At 42.6% G+C, this 16,652-nt stretch carries 15 protein-coding genes and 1 riboswitch; of the genes, 5 read left to right on the top strand and 10 right to left on the bottom strand.

Going from position 1 to position 16,652, the window contains the following annotated elements:
* The first annotated feature begins 572 nt into the window (after positions 1-572).
* Positions 573-1,124, top strand: coding sequence for a hypothetical protein (locus FC98_RS09965; protein ID WP_008857351.1), 552 nt, complete (start codon positions 573-575; stop codon positions 1,122-1,124).
* A gap of 111 nt (positions 1,125-1,235) precedes the next feature.
* Here the strand turns inward: FC98_RS09965 and FC98_RS09960 are convergent, their stop codons facing one another.
* Complete coding sequence (locus FC98_RS09960) at positions 1,236-2,276, bottom strand: lipoate--protein ligase (RefSeq protein WP_008857350.1); 1,041 nt, start codon at positions 2,274-2,276, stop codon at positions 1,236-1,238.
* 181 nt (positions 2,277-2,457) lie between these two features.
* A riboswitch (Fluoride riboswitch) is annotated at positions 2,458-2,519 on the top strand.
* A 47-nt stretch (positions 2,520-2,566) separates the two neighbouring features.
* Between FC98_RS09960 and FC98_RS09955 the strand changes: the two genes are divergently transcribed.
* Positions 2,567-4,819 carry an HAD-IC family P-type ATPase gene (locus FC98_RS09955; protein WP_056949510.1) on the top strand — a complete coding sequence of 751 codons (2,253 nt, stop codon included), beginning with the start codon at positions 2,567-2,569 and terminating at the stop codon, positions 4,817-4,819.
* Positions 4,820-4,940: 121 nt separating this feature from the next.
* Here the strand turns inward: FC98_RS09955 and cobT are convergent, their stop codons facing one another.
* From cobT to FC98_RS09935, 4 genes are all read right to left on the bottom strand, one after another.
* A complete protein-coding gene (gene cobT / locus FC98_RS09950; protein WP_082602873.1) occupies positions 4,941-5,990 on the bottom strand; it encodes a nicotinate-nucleotide--dimethylbenzimidazole phosphoribosyltransferase in 1,050 nt (349 codons plus the stop codon).
* Positions 5,991-6,494: 504 nt separating this feature from the next.
* Entirely contained in the window at positions 6,495-7,820 is a 1,326-nt protein-coding gene (locus tag FC98_RS09945; RefSeq protein ID WP_056949509.1) for a C1 family peptidase, read from the bottom strand.
* A gap of 28 nt (positions 7,821-7,848) precedes the next feature.
* Positions 7,849-8,361 carry an ECF transporter S component gene (locus tag FC98_RS09940; RefSeq protein ID WP_054655401.1) on the bottom strand — a complete coding sequence of 171 codons (513 nt, stop codon included), beginning with the start codon at positions 8,359-8,361 and terminating at the stop codon, positions 7,849-7,851.
* Between the two features lie 52 nt (positions 8,362-8,413).
* Positions 8,414-9,202: a bifunctional hydroxymethylpyrimidine kinase/phosphomethylpyrimidine kinase gene (locus FC98_RS09935; protein ID WP_235803614.1), complete on the bottom strand. Its 789-nt coding sequence runs from the start codon at positions 9,200-9,202 to the stop codon at positions 8,414-8,416.
* A gap of 392 nt (positions 9,203-9,594) precedes the next feature.
* On the opposite strand from FC98_RS09935, the gene FC98_RS09930 reads away from it, so the two are divergent.
* The 3 genes from FC98_RS09930 (at position 9,595) to FC98_RS09920 (ending at position 12,083) form a co-directional block, all read left to right on the top strand.
* The gene (locus FC98_RS09930; protein WP_056949508.1) at positions 9,595-10,770 is read left to right on the top strand and encodes an MFS transporter; all 1,176 of its coding nucleotides are present in this window, start codon (positions 9,595-9,597) and stop codon (positions 10,768-10,770) included.
* A gap of 105 nt (positions 10,771-10,875) precedes the next feature.
* Positions 10,876-11,244, top strand: a complete 369-nt coding sequence (locus FC98_RS09925) for a PadR family transcriptional regulator (protein WP_008857341.1) — start codon at positions 10,876-10,878, stop codon at positions 11,242-11,244.
* A gap of 2 nt (positions 11,245-11,246) precedes the next feature.
* On the top strand, positions 11,247-12,083 hold the full coding sequence (locus FC98_RS09920; protein WP_008857340.1) for a DUF1129 family protein: 837 nt from the start codon (positions 11,247-11,249) through the stop codon (positions 12,081-12,083).
* 59 nt (positions 12,084-12,142) lie between these two features.
* On the opposite strand, the gene FC98_RS09915 is transcribed toward FC98_RS09920, so the two are convergent.
* From FC98_RS09915 to FC98_RS09895, 5 genes are all read right to left on the bottom strand, one after another.
* A complete protein-coding gene (locus FC98_RS09915; RefSeq protein WP_056949507.1) occupies positions 12,143-13,444 on the bottom strand; it encodes a D-serine ammonia-lyase in 1,302 nt (433 codons plus the stop codon).
* A gap of 96 nt (positions 13,445-13,540) precedes the next feature.
* Positions 13,541-14,293, bottom strand: a complete 753-nt coding sequence (locus tag FC98_RS09910) for a DUF6612 family protein (protein ID WP_054655392.1) — start codon at positions 14,291-14,293, stop codon at positions 13,541-13,543.
* Between the two features lie 84 nt (positions 14,294-14,377).
* Positions 14,378-14,902, bottom strand: coding sequence for a hypothetical protein (locus FC98_RS09905; RefSeq protein ID WP_008857336.1), 525 nt, complete (start codon positions 14,900-14,902; stop codon positions 14,378-14,380).
* Between the two features lie 117 nt (positions 14,903-15,019).
* On the bottom strand, positions 15,020-15,703 hold the full coding sequence (locus FC98_RS09900) for an AAA family ATPase (protein ID WP_008857335.1): 684 nt from the start codon (positions 15,701-15,703) through the stop codon (positions 15,020-15,022).
* An 11-nt stretch (positions 15,704-15,714) separates the two neighbouring features.
* Positions 15,715-16,461, bottom strand: coding sequence for a hypothetical protein (locus FC98_RS09895; protein ID WP_054655386.1), 747 nt, complete (start codon positions 16,459-16,461; stop codon positions 15,715-15,717).
* Positions 16,462-16,652 lie beyond the last annotated feature (191 nt).

The raw sequence follows: 16,652 nt of genomic DNA, 5'->3' as shown, positions 1-16,652 counted from the left end.
CATCTCTTTATTTTTTATGTATTGTAAGTCTGGAATGCAAAACTGTAGCTGTGATTTCTGGTTTAGGTAGTGGTTGCGTTTTAAATACGCTGGCGTAGGATTACTTAAAAGAATAGGGATCTGCGCATAAGCACCACTAACAAAATTCCTAGAATTGGGAGCTTATTTCTATTTTACCTTGAGCTAGTCTCCGGGGCTTCATGGAGTAGGACCGCTCCTCCAGGCAGAAGCTTCCATATAAGCACCTGGATCCGCTCACTCACTTTAGGACCGCTCCACAAAGCAGAAGCTTCCACATAAGCACCTCCGACAAAAATCCCAGAACCGGGAAGGGCAATCATCATGCAACATTGTGGAAACGTGCTACACCAAGCAGAAAGCTGCACCTAAGCCACTCCGTTCAAAAATCCAAGCCCAGGATTTCTGAACGGCCTAACTTAGGCTCCGCTTTCTAACCGCTTGGTTCCGCACTCTGCTCCGCTCACTTATTTTATCTTTTGTTAATATTCAGCCAAACCACTAGATTTTGCAAGTATTGTGTGATAATTTCATCATATGAGGTGATTACGAATATGAAAAAAAACAGATCATTAGCCACTATTTTAGCACTAGTTGCCACCCTTAGCTTATTTCTTGCCGGTTGCGGGAATGCTTCCAAAAAGGGATCTGCTGATAACGATAGTAGTAAAGCCAGCATGCAAAATCCCGTTAAGGATAAACCTGCTAAAGAGGCATTAGTCTCTAACGACAATCTTTGGTACATGAATGGTTCAATTAATTACAAGAGCAAATCCGGCATCGACGCCTACAAATTTGATAAGCAAGCTAATACGGTCACCATCTACAGTGTCAATAAAATGTATAAGACCTATAATGAAGCCAAAAAGGCTAATGATTTAAATAAGCAAGGAACTTTGACCTACTCCTTTAAGAATGATTCTGATAGCCAACCAGTCATTTATATGAAGGGTAAGCTATCGGACATTCCAATGGATCAAACCGTTTCCGTTAAGAGTGAAGTTGCCGGAACGTATAAGGCGGCTAACTTAAAAGTTACCGGTTATCAAGTTGTCCGGAATCTGGATGATGATCCGGCCAAACAGGTCCTTGTGACACCTAAGTGAGCGAAATAAGGTATCTCTGATCCGTTTCGCCCATTCTTCAAAATTTTTTAACTACTAACTAAAACACCTTGATCCCACTACTTTCTGGAATCAAGGTGTTTTTATCAGCTTCTATTTAGTTACTCGCGTTTTTTCTAATAATAGATCTGCCAATGTTTCAGGTGAGATGTCACCTAGATTACCTTTAATATCCACTTGACTTAACGCGTGGACCAGGTCTTTTCGCTCAAATGTAACACCAGCCAGCGCTTTTTCAATCACATCAACGTTGCCACCAGTAATGAAATCACCGTACAGCTTGATATCAGAAATTTTGTTACCCTTCAGTGAGAAATTGAAACTTACCGTCCCAATATCGTAATGCTTAGAAACATAGTAATCAAAGCCAGGATTCTTACCGTAATTCCATTCATCGGTATCATACTTTCCTTGCAACCGTTCATCAATAATTGACCAGTCGTGGTCGTTTAAGTGATAAGTTTCGATATCGGCCATTGACTTAACGTTGAACAGCCTTAGTAGTAGCTGCTCTTTAAAGCCCTCAGTATCCAGCTTTTGGTACGTTGGTTTTAAAAACGGCTTAACATTCGTTACCCTGCTGTGGACGGATTTGACACCCTTTGATGCCAGCTTATCCTTTTCTGGCGTCAACACGTTAGTTGCAACGTCCATATCCAAATCAAACATCAACGTGCCACCAGCCGCATATGATTTGCCGACTTTAAACATGGTCATGCCGGAAAACTTCTGATCACCAATCACCATATCATTGCGCCCACGCATCTGGGCATCCGTAGCGCCCATATCATGAAGCGCATTAATAATCGGTTGGGCAAAGTAATTAAAATCACCAAAATGCTCATCGTCATTAATCACAATATTTTCAAAGATGATATTTCCAAAATCATGATAAACTGCACCACCACCGGATGTTCTTCTAACGAGTTTGATATGATTTGCTTTTAAATATGGCAGATTAACTTCGGCATAAGCGTTTTGATTAACCCCAATAATAACCGCTGGTTGGTTAACATACATTATCAACCCATGACCAGGTAGCTTTAAATCATTCACTAAGTAATTATCTAACGATTGATTCACAATCGGATCGTAAACTGGCTTACCATTTCTAGACGTATCAATAAAGAACATAGACTAGCCTTCTTTCAAACATTTTAAATGGAACCGTTACCACCATTATAGTAGCCTGAAAGTTCAGGAAAGTACATTATCATTATCCAAATAGTGAGCGGTGCAAAGCGGTTGGAAACTTACTTCCAAAAAACACCACCTTTGCTAAATAACTAAAGTATGCTAAGCTATGCATATATTCATAGCAAAACGCGATGACGTTCGCGTAATAATTAATTCTAATTTGATGACGTCTACTGTAGTGAGCTTTTACTACGGTAGACGTCATTTTATTTTTTGAGGTGAAAATAATGGAACAATCAGCAGCTGGCCTTTCAAGTAAAACCGTTAAAAGTCGGCTTCAATCTGAGGGTTATAACGAAATCCCCAAATACCACTTTAGCTTTTACAAGGCCGTTCTCAATCGGCTCTGGGAACCCACGGCATGGATTTTAGAGCTTGCCCTGTTGCTTGAATTAATTCTTGGGAAAGAAATCCAAGCGGTTTTCATTGTGTTAATGTTACTCTTTGCCGCCGTCAACGGTGCAATTCAAGAGTACCGATCCAATCACGTTCTCAACCTACTATCAGATAACTTGACCCTATTTATATCAGTTAAACGGGATAATCATTGGTTGAGGATTCCTTCAAGAGAGCTTGTCCCCGGCGACTTAATTAGTTTAAAACCCGGAAATATTATTCCGGCCGACGTCAAAGTATTAAACAAATCTATTTACGTCAATGAGAGTAGTATCACCGGCGAAGCTACACCGGTCACCCGAGCGGCTGGCTCCAATGCTTTTTCAGGAACAGAAGTTCTCGGCGGAAACTGCCTGGCAACCGTTAGTCAAACCGGTTTGAGGAGCCGGGCGGGAAAAACTTCCCAACTAACTCTAGAAGCTAAAGCGCCTGGTCAACTTCAAGTTTTATTGGGCAGGGTCATCAAATATTTAGCGATTCTCGACGCCTGTCTAATTGTGATCCTACTGCTTTTTGCCCTACTTCGACATGAAAACATCGTTTCACTCATGCCATTCTTGGCAATGCTAGTCATTGCGACCATTCCAATTGCAATGCCATCAAGTTTCTCGGTGGCAAATTCAATTGAGGCAAATGTTCTAAGCAATCAATCAATATTAGTTAGGGACTTAACTGGTATTCAGGAGGCAGCCAATATGAACTTGCTGCTAATGGATAAGACCGGGACGATCACAACCGCTCCGACATCGGTTAAAGAATTTCATAGCTTTAGTAATTACAGCCAATCTGAAATTAACCAGTTGGCGCTAGCGGCAATGGATACACGTCAACCCAGCCAAACAGATACAGCCCTACTAAATTTTATTGGTCCAAATACCAGCCACCTAGCAATTAAGTCCTACCAGGCATTCAATCCGAATATCGGCTACTCTGCCGCAACAATTAACGTTAATCATGAAAAGAAACGGGTTAGATTAGGATCGCTAAAAATCCTAGCAAAAAAGAGTGGGCAAGAAGTTAATGATACCGATATTCAAGGCCACACGGTAGCTCTAAGCTTAGACAATCAGCTCCTTGGGTTTTATATCTTAGGCAGCCAGCTTCGCCCGGATGCGCTATCCACGCTTGAGAAGCTTAAGCGCCGAGGAGTTAGAATAATGATCTTAACAGGTGATTACCATCAATCAACCGAACAAATTATCCAACAAACTGGTTTGAGCGGTAAGGTCATTACTGGTAAAGAACTTGATCATTTAAAGTCCATCGACGGTATCACAGCAATTTCTGAGGTACTACCTGAAAACAAGTTAGCCGCTGTTAAAAAGTGCCAGGAGCTCGGCTTTACCGTTGGGATGATTGGCGATGGTATCAACGATGCACCAGCCTTGAAGCTAGCAAACATTGGCATTGCAACCGCCAACGCAACTGATATTGCAAAGCAGGCAGCTAAGCTAATTTTAATGAAAGACAGCCTCCTATCAATCACCAATATCATTGATAGCGGGCACCGTGTTTATCAACGAATGATGACTTGGACCATCACTAAGCTTGTCAGGACCGCTGAATTAACCATCCTGTTAACCCTTGGCTATTTGTTCTTTAGGTTCATCCCCCTTTCACTGAATGCACTAGTCTTAATTGCTATTTTGAACGACCTTGTAACAATGGTACTGGGGACTGATAATACCCAAATTACGTATCATCCAGAAAAGTGGGGCTTCAAGAAGATAATTAACCAAGCCAGCGTTTTGACAATTGGCTGGACCGTTGTGGCGCTCGCGATCTTGGTAATGCTCGTTCAGCATCTGCCAGCAAGTAAAATCAGTTCAATTTTATTCCTCTTTCTAATCGCAAGCGCCATGTTAACAATCCTAATGACCCGAACGACCAAATTATTCTGGTTGGGACGGCCCAGCAGCGCGGTTCTTACCGCAACTTCGGCCAACCTTGCGATTGCTATCCTAGCTTCAACTTTCGGGTGGGGAATTGCAATTATTTCATTCTCCTCAATTGGAATTACCATTTTGGCCACAGTAGTTGCCTCACTCGTCTTAAATGTTATTCAACGTTTTTCTTGGAACTAGGACCTCCTGTATAACTCAAAAAAGCATCACTGTTAGCTCACTTAAATCAATGAGTTGAAAGTGATGCTTTTATCACATAATTTTATTAATAATTCGCTTAAATAAGCAGAATCATGACTGGTTAATTCTCATACTCAAAATTCAAATCCTGTAGTGTGTTCATATTAACCAAAACGGATTGAATGTCGTCAATTAATGCTAAGGCAACCACTGCACCAGAACCCTCGCCAACTGCCATTCCAAGTTGCAATAATGGTTTTAATCCCAGGTAATCGAGAACCCGTTGAGCACCCTTTTCACCAGATAGATGCGATGCAATCAGATGGTCAGCAATCTCCGGGTAGATGGCCTTTGCCAAAACCGCGGCAGCATCTGAGATAAACCCGTCCATTACAACTGGCACACCGGTCTCAGCACCGGCAATCATTGTCCCAATGGTAGCCCCAATTTCAAACCCACCAACCTTGCTCAAAACACCCAGTGCGTCTGATTGATCAGGCTTGCGAGCCGCCAAGATATCCTTAATAACTTGCTTTTTGTGTTCAAACTGCTTAACGGAAATATCCGATCCTTTATCAACGACCTCATCAACTGTCAGAGACAGCATTGTCGCAACAATTGCCGATGACGCACTGGTATTACCAAGGCCAACTTCGCCTAGCAACAGCATTTCGTTGCCGTCAGCAATCGCTTGCTTAGCGGTATCATAGCCAATCTGGATTGACTTGACGGCGTCTTCTCTGGTCATGGCATCACTTGTCAGCATATTCTTAGTTCCCCGTTGAATCTTTTCGTTAGCCATTTTGGTTGTTTTGTAATCGCCAGCTAAGCCGACATCAATCACTTTGACGTCACAATTGTTCCGCATTGCTAAGGCATTCACACAAGCATGGCCTTCCGCAACGTTTTCTGACAAGACGTTTGAAATCGGTTCTGAAGTTGCTGATACCGCTTCGGTAACAATCCCGTGATCCGCTACGTAAACCAAGCAAGTCCGTTTAGCGATCTTTAAATCAGTAGTCCCTTCAATCCCGGCCAGCTTATCGGCTAAATATTCTAGCTGTCCAAGTCCTTTAATTGGCTTTGACAAATTATCCAGCTTATCCTGCATCTTTGTCTGGGCTTCCTTCGAAATTGAATGAAGTTTGACGTTATCAAATGATTTTTGCATAATGATTTTCCCTCTTCAGCAATAAATTTAGTCTCACGAATTCAGTTTACCCATATGCGAAACCGATTACAATTGCATCAATCTACCTCAGTGCAACTGCACAATAATGTGTTAGTTAATCATTAGTTGAACCAGAAAATACTAAAGACACTACTCGGGATGACTGGTGCGTCCGGGTAGTGTCTGATTTGAATACTGTTTTGTTAGTATGGTTAATTCTCTTTTCTCTATAAGTAACAACGGCTCAATACGGAAACCGTTTGAATGTCGTTTTATGCTTACATAGATTAGGAACGCTCCAACGGCCGCAGAACGCCTAGCCTGCTTGGCGCAAAACAGGAACTGCGCGTAAACACCGTGTTGTGGGAATGCCGTAGCAACATAGCGAAAACGTGCTACACCAAGCAGAGACTTGCACCTAATCCCTCCCCACCAAAAATCCAAAACCGGGATTTCTGGCGGGGAGGGATTAGGCTCCAGTCTCTAACCGCTTGGTTCCACACTCTACGCCAATGAATCCCAAGCCGGCAGCTCAATGGGCGCTTGCTTCAACAATTCTTGTTGCGCTTTACTCAAATACTTCTTATGAACAACAACCTCATAAACATAGTCATCCATCCAGTCGTCACTCATCGTAAAGTACCCTTTGACGCCATTCTTATCACCCCAGGAATTTTCCACCTTCCACTTGGTTGGCTTCCCAGCTACTAAGTCGACACCAGCTAACGTCATGGCGTGTGATACCATTGCCTGATGGTAGGCCAAGCGTTTAGCCTTATCCATTTCCAAGTCAGCATCAAATAACTCAGAGTAGCGGTACAAATGACTGTCCAAATACCCTTTTTTGCGATCCATCTGCTCTAACACGTCATTACCAAACCAAACCGTTTCACCGGCTTGCAATTGTGCAATGGCGGCCTTTTTCAGCGTCATCATTGGGAGATTCAAAAATTCAATGTGCCTACCACCAACCACGTTATCTTCACTTGGCATTGAATACAGTTTGTTTAACGCCTTATCCGGCGAATTTGTGGCAACCACGTAATCGTCCAGGTCAACGCCAAAATACTGATCATAAAATTTCTGAGGAGTTAAACCCGAAACTTGATGATAATTCTTATCATCATCACGATATTCAAAGTTAACCGTTGTTGGCGGCTCCCCAAATGAATAGGCCGTGATTCGGTAAACCTCACTTAGCATTTGCTTACGAGCGGCTGCAATCTCTTTGTCGGTCTTCTTAGCATTAACCATATCCCGTAGTTTCATGCCATCAATTCGCAACTTCCGGCTCATCACCGTATCAAATGCCCCGGTATTTTCAACGTTACTAGTTTCTGGATACTGACTAGCTGGCATAACACCATACTTTTGAACCAGAGCAGCTGCCATCGCCCATTGACCGCCATCACCGCCAGGAAGGCTGAGATAAAATGCGACTTCCCGGTCATCAGCTGGCCGGGTTGCGGTTGCTAAGATATGGTCGTAGAAAATATTAGCTTCTTCAATTTTATCCCAGAAGAATAAATACTTTTGGGATAGGTTGAAGTCTTTCACCTTGTACTTTTTAGCAAACGCATGCCGTAACGTGTTCACCAAAGAAAACAACCAGCAGCGCCCACTCTGTTTTTGATTCGTGACCGTACCAGTTTGGAGGTCAACCGAAAAGACGGGATCCAACCGAACTGCCGCATCTGGATCCTGAGCCGCTTGATTAATCCCGTTTTGAGCCACAATTCGGGTTAACAAATCGCTCTTTGGTGTATTCTTAAAGTCTTTATGTAATTGGGTAAAGTCCTTACTGCCCAATGTATTATCTGGATTTTGCACTTAAATCAGCCTTTCTGAGTGATTATGATTAAATTCTTTTCTTCAATTTAGGGGTTACTAAGTAGGCAATCACCGCGCCGACCAATCCCTGAATGAGGTTAGTCCCAATCCCGATAAAGCCCGCGTACATGGTATACAAAATGGAATCAGCGACAAAGTAGCCGATGACCATAATGACAATTCCCACAGTTACCGCAATTAATTTTGTCCACTTTTTATCGGCTTTTCTCCCAGCAATTGAGCCAACAACCAAGCCTTCAGCGCCATGGACAATGAGTGAGAACCACATATATTGACCATAACCTGAAATCAAATCCAGCAAGAATCCGCTGGCGCCACCAACGACACCACCGACCCTTGGTCCCAATAGCAACGCACTAATAAAGATTCCCGCGTCACATAGATTAACGTTGCCGTGAGTCATCGGCACCGGAATGATAAAGAACCGGCTAATCGCCACCGTTACCGCAATAAACATCGCCGTTAGTACCACTTTAAAAACATCCGTACTGACCTTGCCACCTACACTTTTTCGATCCATATACTGATTCTCCAATCTATTATTTCTCATAATGACCCATTTTAGTAACTAATCAAACTTCTTCCCGGTTTTGACCGAGGGTAAATCTAGCAACGTTATATAGGGTCTTGGTTAAGTCTAACCCGTACTTCCGTTCATTCTCTGGTAATTGATTTGTTTGCACGACCGCCTCATAGGTACCAAAAACCGCCCGTTTAACCGCCGCCTCAAAGTTCATTTCAAAGGCTAAATAACCGCATAATAAGGCCGCAAACAAATCCCCCGTTCCATAAAAGTGACCGGGAATCAGCGGGGAACTAATCCAAATAAGCTTACCATCACTTAGAAAGCAGCTACCAATGGCACCATCACGCTTAATGCCCGTCACAATAATCGTGGCGGTAAGCTTGCAAGCTCGAATTGCCTTAATAAGTTGGGCGTCGTCAGAATGTTCCGTTACCGTTACATGACTTAACAGGCCTAGTTCGGTCACGTTAGGGGTGATGACGGTCGCAAACTTGACAAGCTGTTTGATTGAATCAAGATAATCATTATCAAAGCCAGCGTACATTTTCCCCCGATCCCCCATTACTGGATCGATTAACACCCGTTTCAACTTTAAATTGGCCAATTGATTTCCTAACTGACGGCATGTTTTAGAATCCCCAACGTAACCGACAACTGCAGAACTAATATTCAAATCAGAAATTTGTTGCCAATGAGTAAAAGCCTGATCCATCCAATTAGTCACATCAAGTCCAGCGGGTTGGCCAAATCCTTCACTTTGAGTTGATAAAATTTTGGTTGGTACGGCAGCCGTTTGAATTCCGAACGCCGCAAAGGTCGCAAGGGCAGCGGTCATTGACATCCGTCCAACCGCCGAAAGGTCCTCGGCAACCAGTACTTTTGAATCAAAGATAGTATCACTCCTTCACTAAGACCCGTTACGAATAATTGTACCGCATTAACTGGGATAGATTAATAACTTACACATATTGATTGTTTTTTCTCATCAAAAACAAGTTTTAGTATATCAATTTTAGCCACAGATACAAGGCATAAAAGGTGATTTGTTATGATAGCTTTATTTTATTTTGATGTGAATTCGATTAGATGATAAGCTATCAATAGTGACTAATTATAAATGAGATGATCTTTTGCTTGCCTGGATAGGACTGCAACATAGCATCACAGAGCTTCGTGCACTTCAGTTGCTATTTTTCTAAGTCATCATCTGAACTGGAGTGCATTTAAATGAAAACTAAATATCCGGCAAACATTGCCAAAGGTTACACGTACAGCTTTTTATCATGGTTTGGGATTACAGGCCTATGGGTCATGTACCTGCAAACCAAGGGCTTAAACCTAGTCGAAGTCGGGCTATGCGAAAGTATTTTTCACGTAGCTAGCTTTATCTTCGAAGTTCCTTCAGGCATTATTGCCGATCGTTTCTCGTATCGTTTTGGCCTTTTCTGGGGTCGCGTAGCAGCGATTGCATCTGCCTTGATTATTTTACTCAGTCATCATTTTTGGCTGTTTGCATTGGGGTTCGTCTTAAGCGCATTGTCATATAATTTACAATCTGGTACGATCGACGCGCTACTGTATGATTCGCTAATCACGGATAAGCTAACCGCCAAATACCCCCAAGTTACCAGCAATATCGATGTTGTCATTGAATTTGCCCAAACGGGTGGGGTTGTCATCGCTGGGTTTCTCGTCCACTGGCATTTTGAATTAACTTACGTGATTGCGATTTTTACTAGTATTTTTGGTATTATCACCGTGTTGCTCTTCAAAGAACCTCAAGTTGGTAAATCAACTAACCCAATCGATAAGCAAACTATTAGCGTTATCGTGAAAACGGCCTATCAAGTATTTAAACGAAACCAGCAGCTACGAAATTTAATGCTGTTCGATGCCTTTTTTGCCGGCGTTTGTACAACCTATTTTTATTATTTTCAATCATTTATGGAAACCACTCATTTTTCTGGGTGGATGATCTCAGCTTTAATGGTTCTGTCCGCCTTGATTAATATTATTGGCATCCGGTTGACACCACGAATCCAAAGGCAATTTTCAAAACAAGCCTTAATTTTACTATTGAGCTGCAGTTTGGCAATTGTCCTCATTTTGAGCTGGATAACCTGGACACCGCTGCTAATTGCCCTATTCCTAGCCTCACAGTTGTTGGGATCACTCATCACGCCAATTTTTAGCAACTACTACAACACCATGATCGCCTCTGAGCAACGGGCAACGTTATTAAGCGTTGCCAGCATCCTATTCTCATTTGTGATGATTGGCATGTTCCCGATTATGGGCTGGTTGGTCCAGCGTAGCGGCTTCTCAGTGGCGTTTGGATCAATTGGACTTGTTATTATTGGCATTTTGATCGTGATGCAACGAACTTTTCGGGTTCATCTTTAAGATTCAAGGGTACCAAGCTAAGAAATCAGTTCGTAAATTGAACTGATTTTTTGTTAATTGACTATCTTGCTTTACAAACTACTAAAAATAAGATAACCTGCTAATATGCATTACAAACTAGTGGGAAGTGATTACTTGGCACAAACTGATCCATCAAGCCAAATGCTAAAAGGGATCTTACAAGGGTGCCTTCTGATTTTAATTAACGAAAAGCCATTTTACGGTTATTCAATTAGCCAAGAACTTTCAAAATCTGGCTTTGCGGACATCCCCAAGGGCACCATTTATCCGCTGCTGATTAGTATGGAAAAAAAGGGGCTTATTTGGGGAAAACGCCAACCATCCAACGAAGGCCCCCAGCGAAAATATTACTACCTAACTGACGCAGGGAAAACAGAAAAGGATCGGTTCATCGACCAATGGGCAACCCTTTCAGCAGGCGTCAATAACCTAATCCATAAAGGAAGTGAGTAATCATGAATTCAGCAACTCTCATCACTAGAAACAATCAGCTAAGAGAAGAATTAACATCGGAAAACAAGAAATATTACGAAGATCTCATGGTATATATTCGCAGTAAATCAACCTTCAAACGTGAAAGTGACATTGAACAGATCCTTTTTGACATCCTCACAGATATCATTGATGCTCAATCAAATGGTCAAAGTGCCCGCAACTATTTTGGTCATGATCCAAAAACGTCCGCAGATGCCATTCTAAAGTCCTTGCCACGAAGCTTTGCTGAAAGCCTTAAATTTGGTCTCGCAATAATCGCCTGTTACGTGCTCGTTTTTGCAATCCCCGCACTAATTTCACCGGTAGCTGGCCTTGATTTGGGTAATTTAGCAATCATGGCAATATTAGGATTAGCGTTTGCGCTTCTTGTTCTCCGGCTTATTAACCAAAGTATTTATCAAGAGAGACGGGCCTTCAAGATACTTGGTTACGGCATTGGCATGGTCGCTTTTATAATCATTAGCATTGGTGGAATATTTATCAAAACACCAGTTGTCCTTCATCTAAATGGCTGGATTGGCATTAGCGTGATTGCCGCTCTGTTTATCTTCGCCACATACCTTTATATCAAAGTCTTTCATCATGACCTCCCAGCAACAATTATCTACGCCGTTATCGGCATTTACGCCCTTTTAGGCATCGGCACCCGACTTCCCGTTGTTGATGAGTGGTTAACAAAACCCCTGCTACCAAAATCATTGTTCCTATGGATTATGATTCCCCTCTGCATCATCGCGGCACTGATCGGAGGCTTTGGCACCTACTACCTACTGACAAAGAACGACACAAAGAAGTGAAAACAAAAAAAGAAACCAGCTAATTTTGTTTATCCAGCCGATTCCTTAATTGATTTCCTTTATTTATTTAGAAGTGCCTGGCCTTTCAAATAATCAGCCTTTTGCTCATCTGTAGGCATCATATCACCACCGGTTGCCCAAACAATGTGAGTCGCATTCTGGGAATTAAATGCGGGGACGTGATCAATTAACGGTTCGATTGCCGTAAATCCAGCTGCTGCGGAAGGCTCCACGGTAATTTGTTGCGTATCCATTAATTGCGTGAGGTAGCGGTAAATAACGTTATCCTCAAAGGTGACACTGCCAAGCAGCAAAGTCCGCATCACCTTTCCTGCCAAACGGGATGGCCTACCAACTGCTAAGCCATCTGCGGCAGTCAACCCATCCAAGCCAATATCATAAACGGAAATTTTCTCATTTAACCCAGTCATCATCCCTAACGTCACCGACGGCACATGGGTTGGCTCACAAAATACCGCGTGAATATACGGACCAATAATTTCCTTTAACCCAAATGTAACCCCACTTGGGCTACCACCAACTCCAGCCGGCAAATAGACCACAACTGGATGGTCACGGTCGACCTTAATGTGGTGCTGTTTCAGCTGTTCCTGTAGCCGAACCCCAGCGACCGCATAACCCAAGAACAAGTCAATGGAGCCTTCGTCATCAATAAAATGAACTTTGGGATCCTGCTTGGCCGCTGCTCGGGCAATCGAAACAACCGCTGAAAAATTCGTATCGTATTCCATGACCGTCACGCCATTTGCCCGCAATTCGTCCTTTTTCCATTGCTTAGCGTCGTGTGACATATAGACCGTGGTCTTAAAACCAAAGGTGGCCGCTACAATGCCGACACTTAACGCCAGGTTACCTGTCGATGCAACGGCAATCCCATAGTTGGCAAACAACTTTTTATACCGATCAGATGCTAAAACGGCGTAGTTATCCATATAGGCAAGGTCAGTATGGTCCATGGCCACCTTTTCGGCAAACTTAAGAACCTCATAAATGCCACCCCGGGATTTGATGGATCCAGAAATCGGGAGTTGATTATCAGCTTTCAAATACAATTGACCGGCCAACTTATTAAGATGATCTTCGTTCCACCGTTGTTTCATCTGATCTAGTTCAATGAGCGGCGATTCAATGACACCGTGCATTTTAGCAGTTTCCGGGAATGCAAGTGCTAGGTATGGCGCAAACCTTTCCCAGCGGGCCACCGCATCAAAAATATCCGCCTTGCTGAACGGCAGGTTGGCTGATTGCCCGTAATCCGGGTTTTGCCAAAAGATTGGTGTTCGTGAAATGAGCTGTTTGATTTGTGGATGCCTTGTAATTAATGATTGATCGATTGTCATGGCGCTATCCCCTATAACTATGTGTTTTAAGAATAGTATAGCTTGTTAGGATTCCAGCCTGATTAGATTTGAATTAAACTTTGTTAATTGTCGGCATTAAAAGTTCTGGATATTTTGCCGGACTGAGGCCGGGACACCAAACTTTTGAACATGGTTAATATCTGTGAAGGTTCCCGTTACTTTTTCGGTAACGGCTTTTTTCGTCCGCGTATTTCGATATTTCATCGAGATAAACGTCTTGGTTGGCAAAAACGTCTTTTTATCCAACGTATATCGATACTCAAAGTGAGTAATTCGAACATCCTTGAGCGTCTTTTGGGCTTGCCTGCCCGCTTCGGAAAGAATCACTTGCTTAGCAGCCTTTACCCCGACCGGATTAACCCCCTTAAATGAAAGGGTATCCGTTTTGTCGTTTTCTTTTAATTTCAGATCTTGCTTTAAATTCGTCAATACTTGAGCATTGGCAGAGCCTGTCAATTGACGCTTTATTTGTTTGACCAATTCACTCTTCTCGTCAACCTTACCCTTGTACCAGGTGTTTTCAGATTTCATGTACATTTCGTTCTTGTCAAAATAATAATGATCGACTAATTTACCGCCATTGCCCACGGTCACTTTCATCATTGTTGGGCCTAAATGAAATTTACCGGCAATGAGGCCAGTCGTTACTTTCCCGGTTGAGATTGTTTTAATCACCAGGCGTGTATGACCACTATTAATGGTTTTAACCTTCCTGGCAGCCGTCTGGGCAATTCGATCCGCGGCCGGCTTGCTAGTGGCCTTTTTTGAACTGCATCCAGCAGCCAACACACTCAATGCCGCAACTGCGATAATGACAAATCTTTTCATTATAATCCCCCATGGTTAACTATTTTGACGCGCTACAGAAACCGGGGTAATCGCCCCCCTGGTGACTTCTTTTTGGCCAGTTAGCTAACGTGGACTAACCGTTGCCCATAAAAACGCATAACCACAAACTAGGACAACTAAGGGTAGCCAATGAGCCCGGACAACTTTTTTGGTCGTCACTAGCCAATTATGAAAATAATAGGCTCGATGGTGTGATTTGACCCGCTCAATAATTTGAAAAGCGGTCACGGTCGCGCAGTACACTAGTAATGCGTATACCAAAACAAAAGCAATATCGGCACCGATCCCAGCAACGCTACTACCTAAAGCAACGAAAACCAGTTGCCAAATATAACCAATGAGCAATCCAAAATAGGCTAAATTAGGAATTAAAATCGCAAAACGAAGCGGAATCATCGAGAAGGCAATGTATACCACTAGTAACAAACTGCCTCGCAATAACCCCTGCAGGATTCGACTATCATTTTTCATGAAAATAACCGTCAGTGGCTGCATTTTATAAGTTGTGACACAAAAAGCAATAATGAGAATGGCCCAGATAAGTAAAACTATGTATGTAAAACGATGCAGCTTAAGATTAGCTAACACGGTAACACTCCTTCAAAATAGTGTTGAGAAATAAGGCGAAATCAACTTGTGTTCCACTCCATTCCTCATTCCTATTCTATCAGATTCTATTGCCAGGTCAGCAAGAAATATCAGAAGTCACCCCATCATGCCCGCTTGTTTAATATAGGCATCCACGAGATTGTCCGTTCCCTTTGCATGGAGGAAGTCCGTTGGCGTGCCGTTAAACCGAATTTTACCTTCTGCCATGAATAGCAGGTTGTAATCATCATTATTAATATTTTGAAATTGATGCGAGGTCATAATGACCTTCTTCCCCTTTTGATTGAGGTCATGAATCCTTGCAATTGCCTGACTTGCCATTTGAGGGTCCAAGCCACTTTCTGGTTCATCAAACAAATATAGTTCGCGATTCAGTTGGGAAATAATATCAATGATCACTAACCGTTTTTGCCCACCAGACAATTGACCAAACTTAGTGTTCGCAACTTTTACCAACCCATCGGGCAGATTGTCAATCGCAAACTGATTCTTTGGGTTTTCGATTGCCATTACCATTTTAAATGTGTCAGCCACAGTTGCTTCTGGAATAAATGGCACTCCCTGTAATTGATATGCAATTTGCTTGAAGGCTGGGAACCCAAGGAAGTTCTCATCAGGACGTAAATTAACGGTGGAAATGAAATCTAATAACGTTGTTTTTCCCACCCCGTTTGGCCCCAATAAGACATTAACCTTATCATCCACAAAGGTTGCGCTTAGATTATCGTAAAGTTGCCGGCCATCCGGTAAGGCATAATTAAAATTAGTGATTTCCATCATAACTTCTCCTTCTAGGCGCGAGTAGTTGCTGAATTCAGGCTCATTCGCGAAATGACAATATTGCTGACAGCCAAATAAACAATCGCAACCACAACTAGCATCACTAAGTTGTCAAGCCGACCATTACCGGGAATCAGTAGTAAATACATATTAATGATAAAGTTGCCTGGGTTGATAGCCGTCAATAATGTCTTGATAGTCATTGAACTTGTTTGAACATAGGCCAATGCTAGCCCTAGAAAGATATAACCAGTCATCAATGCCCCCATTGTTTGAACCTTAACTGGAATAATTAGGATTAGGCTAGTGAAGAACGAGACAACCGGAATAATGATAAAGTTGGCTAGCCAGGCAGCTGCCATGAACTTTAAAACCGCTGGATTCGCATGGTAGATAACTGCCGCCACCACGTCAAAAATTAAAATTTCAGCTTGAATAATGACGACTTGCGGAATTAAATTTGCATAATAAATTAATCGTTTATCCCCAGCGATGAACGTAAACATTTTTAAGAAGTTATTCTCCCGCATTGTAACAATTGCTGACGTAATCTGATTGACAACCCCCACCAAAACCATGTACGTCCAAAAACCTGGAATAACGCTGTAAAAGGCCTGGCCTGACGCGTTAACACCTCTCGTCAAGGCAATAAATAGAAAGTAAACAGTTGGAAATATGAGGGTAAACAAAAATATCGCCTTATCACTCAGGACGATCCGCGTTTCAAACTTACTAAGTGCATAGAGCTTTCTGATCATATGAATTCCTTTCTGAAAATAAGTGAGCGGAGCAAAGCGGTTAGAAACTGGAATATAAGTCTCCTCGACCAGAAATTCCTGGTTTTGGAATTTTTGGTCGAGGTGCTTATATGGAAGTTTCTGCTTTGCGGAGCTGTCCTAACAATAAGTGAGCGGAGCAAAGCGGTTAAGGATCGGGGTGTAAGTCTCCT

This window comes from Lentilactobacillus kisonensis DSM 19906 = JCM 15041 (assembly GCF_001434135.1).
In the GTDB taxonomy this organism is placed as follows: Bacteria; Bacillota; Bacilli; order Lactobacillales; family Lactobacillaceae; genus Lentilactobacillus; species Lentilactobacillus kisonensis.
Note: the sequence above shows the minus strand (reverse complement) of the source record. Positions and strands in the feature narration are given on the sequence as shown.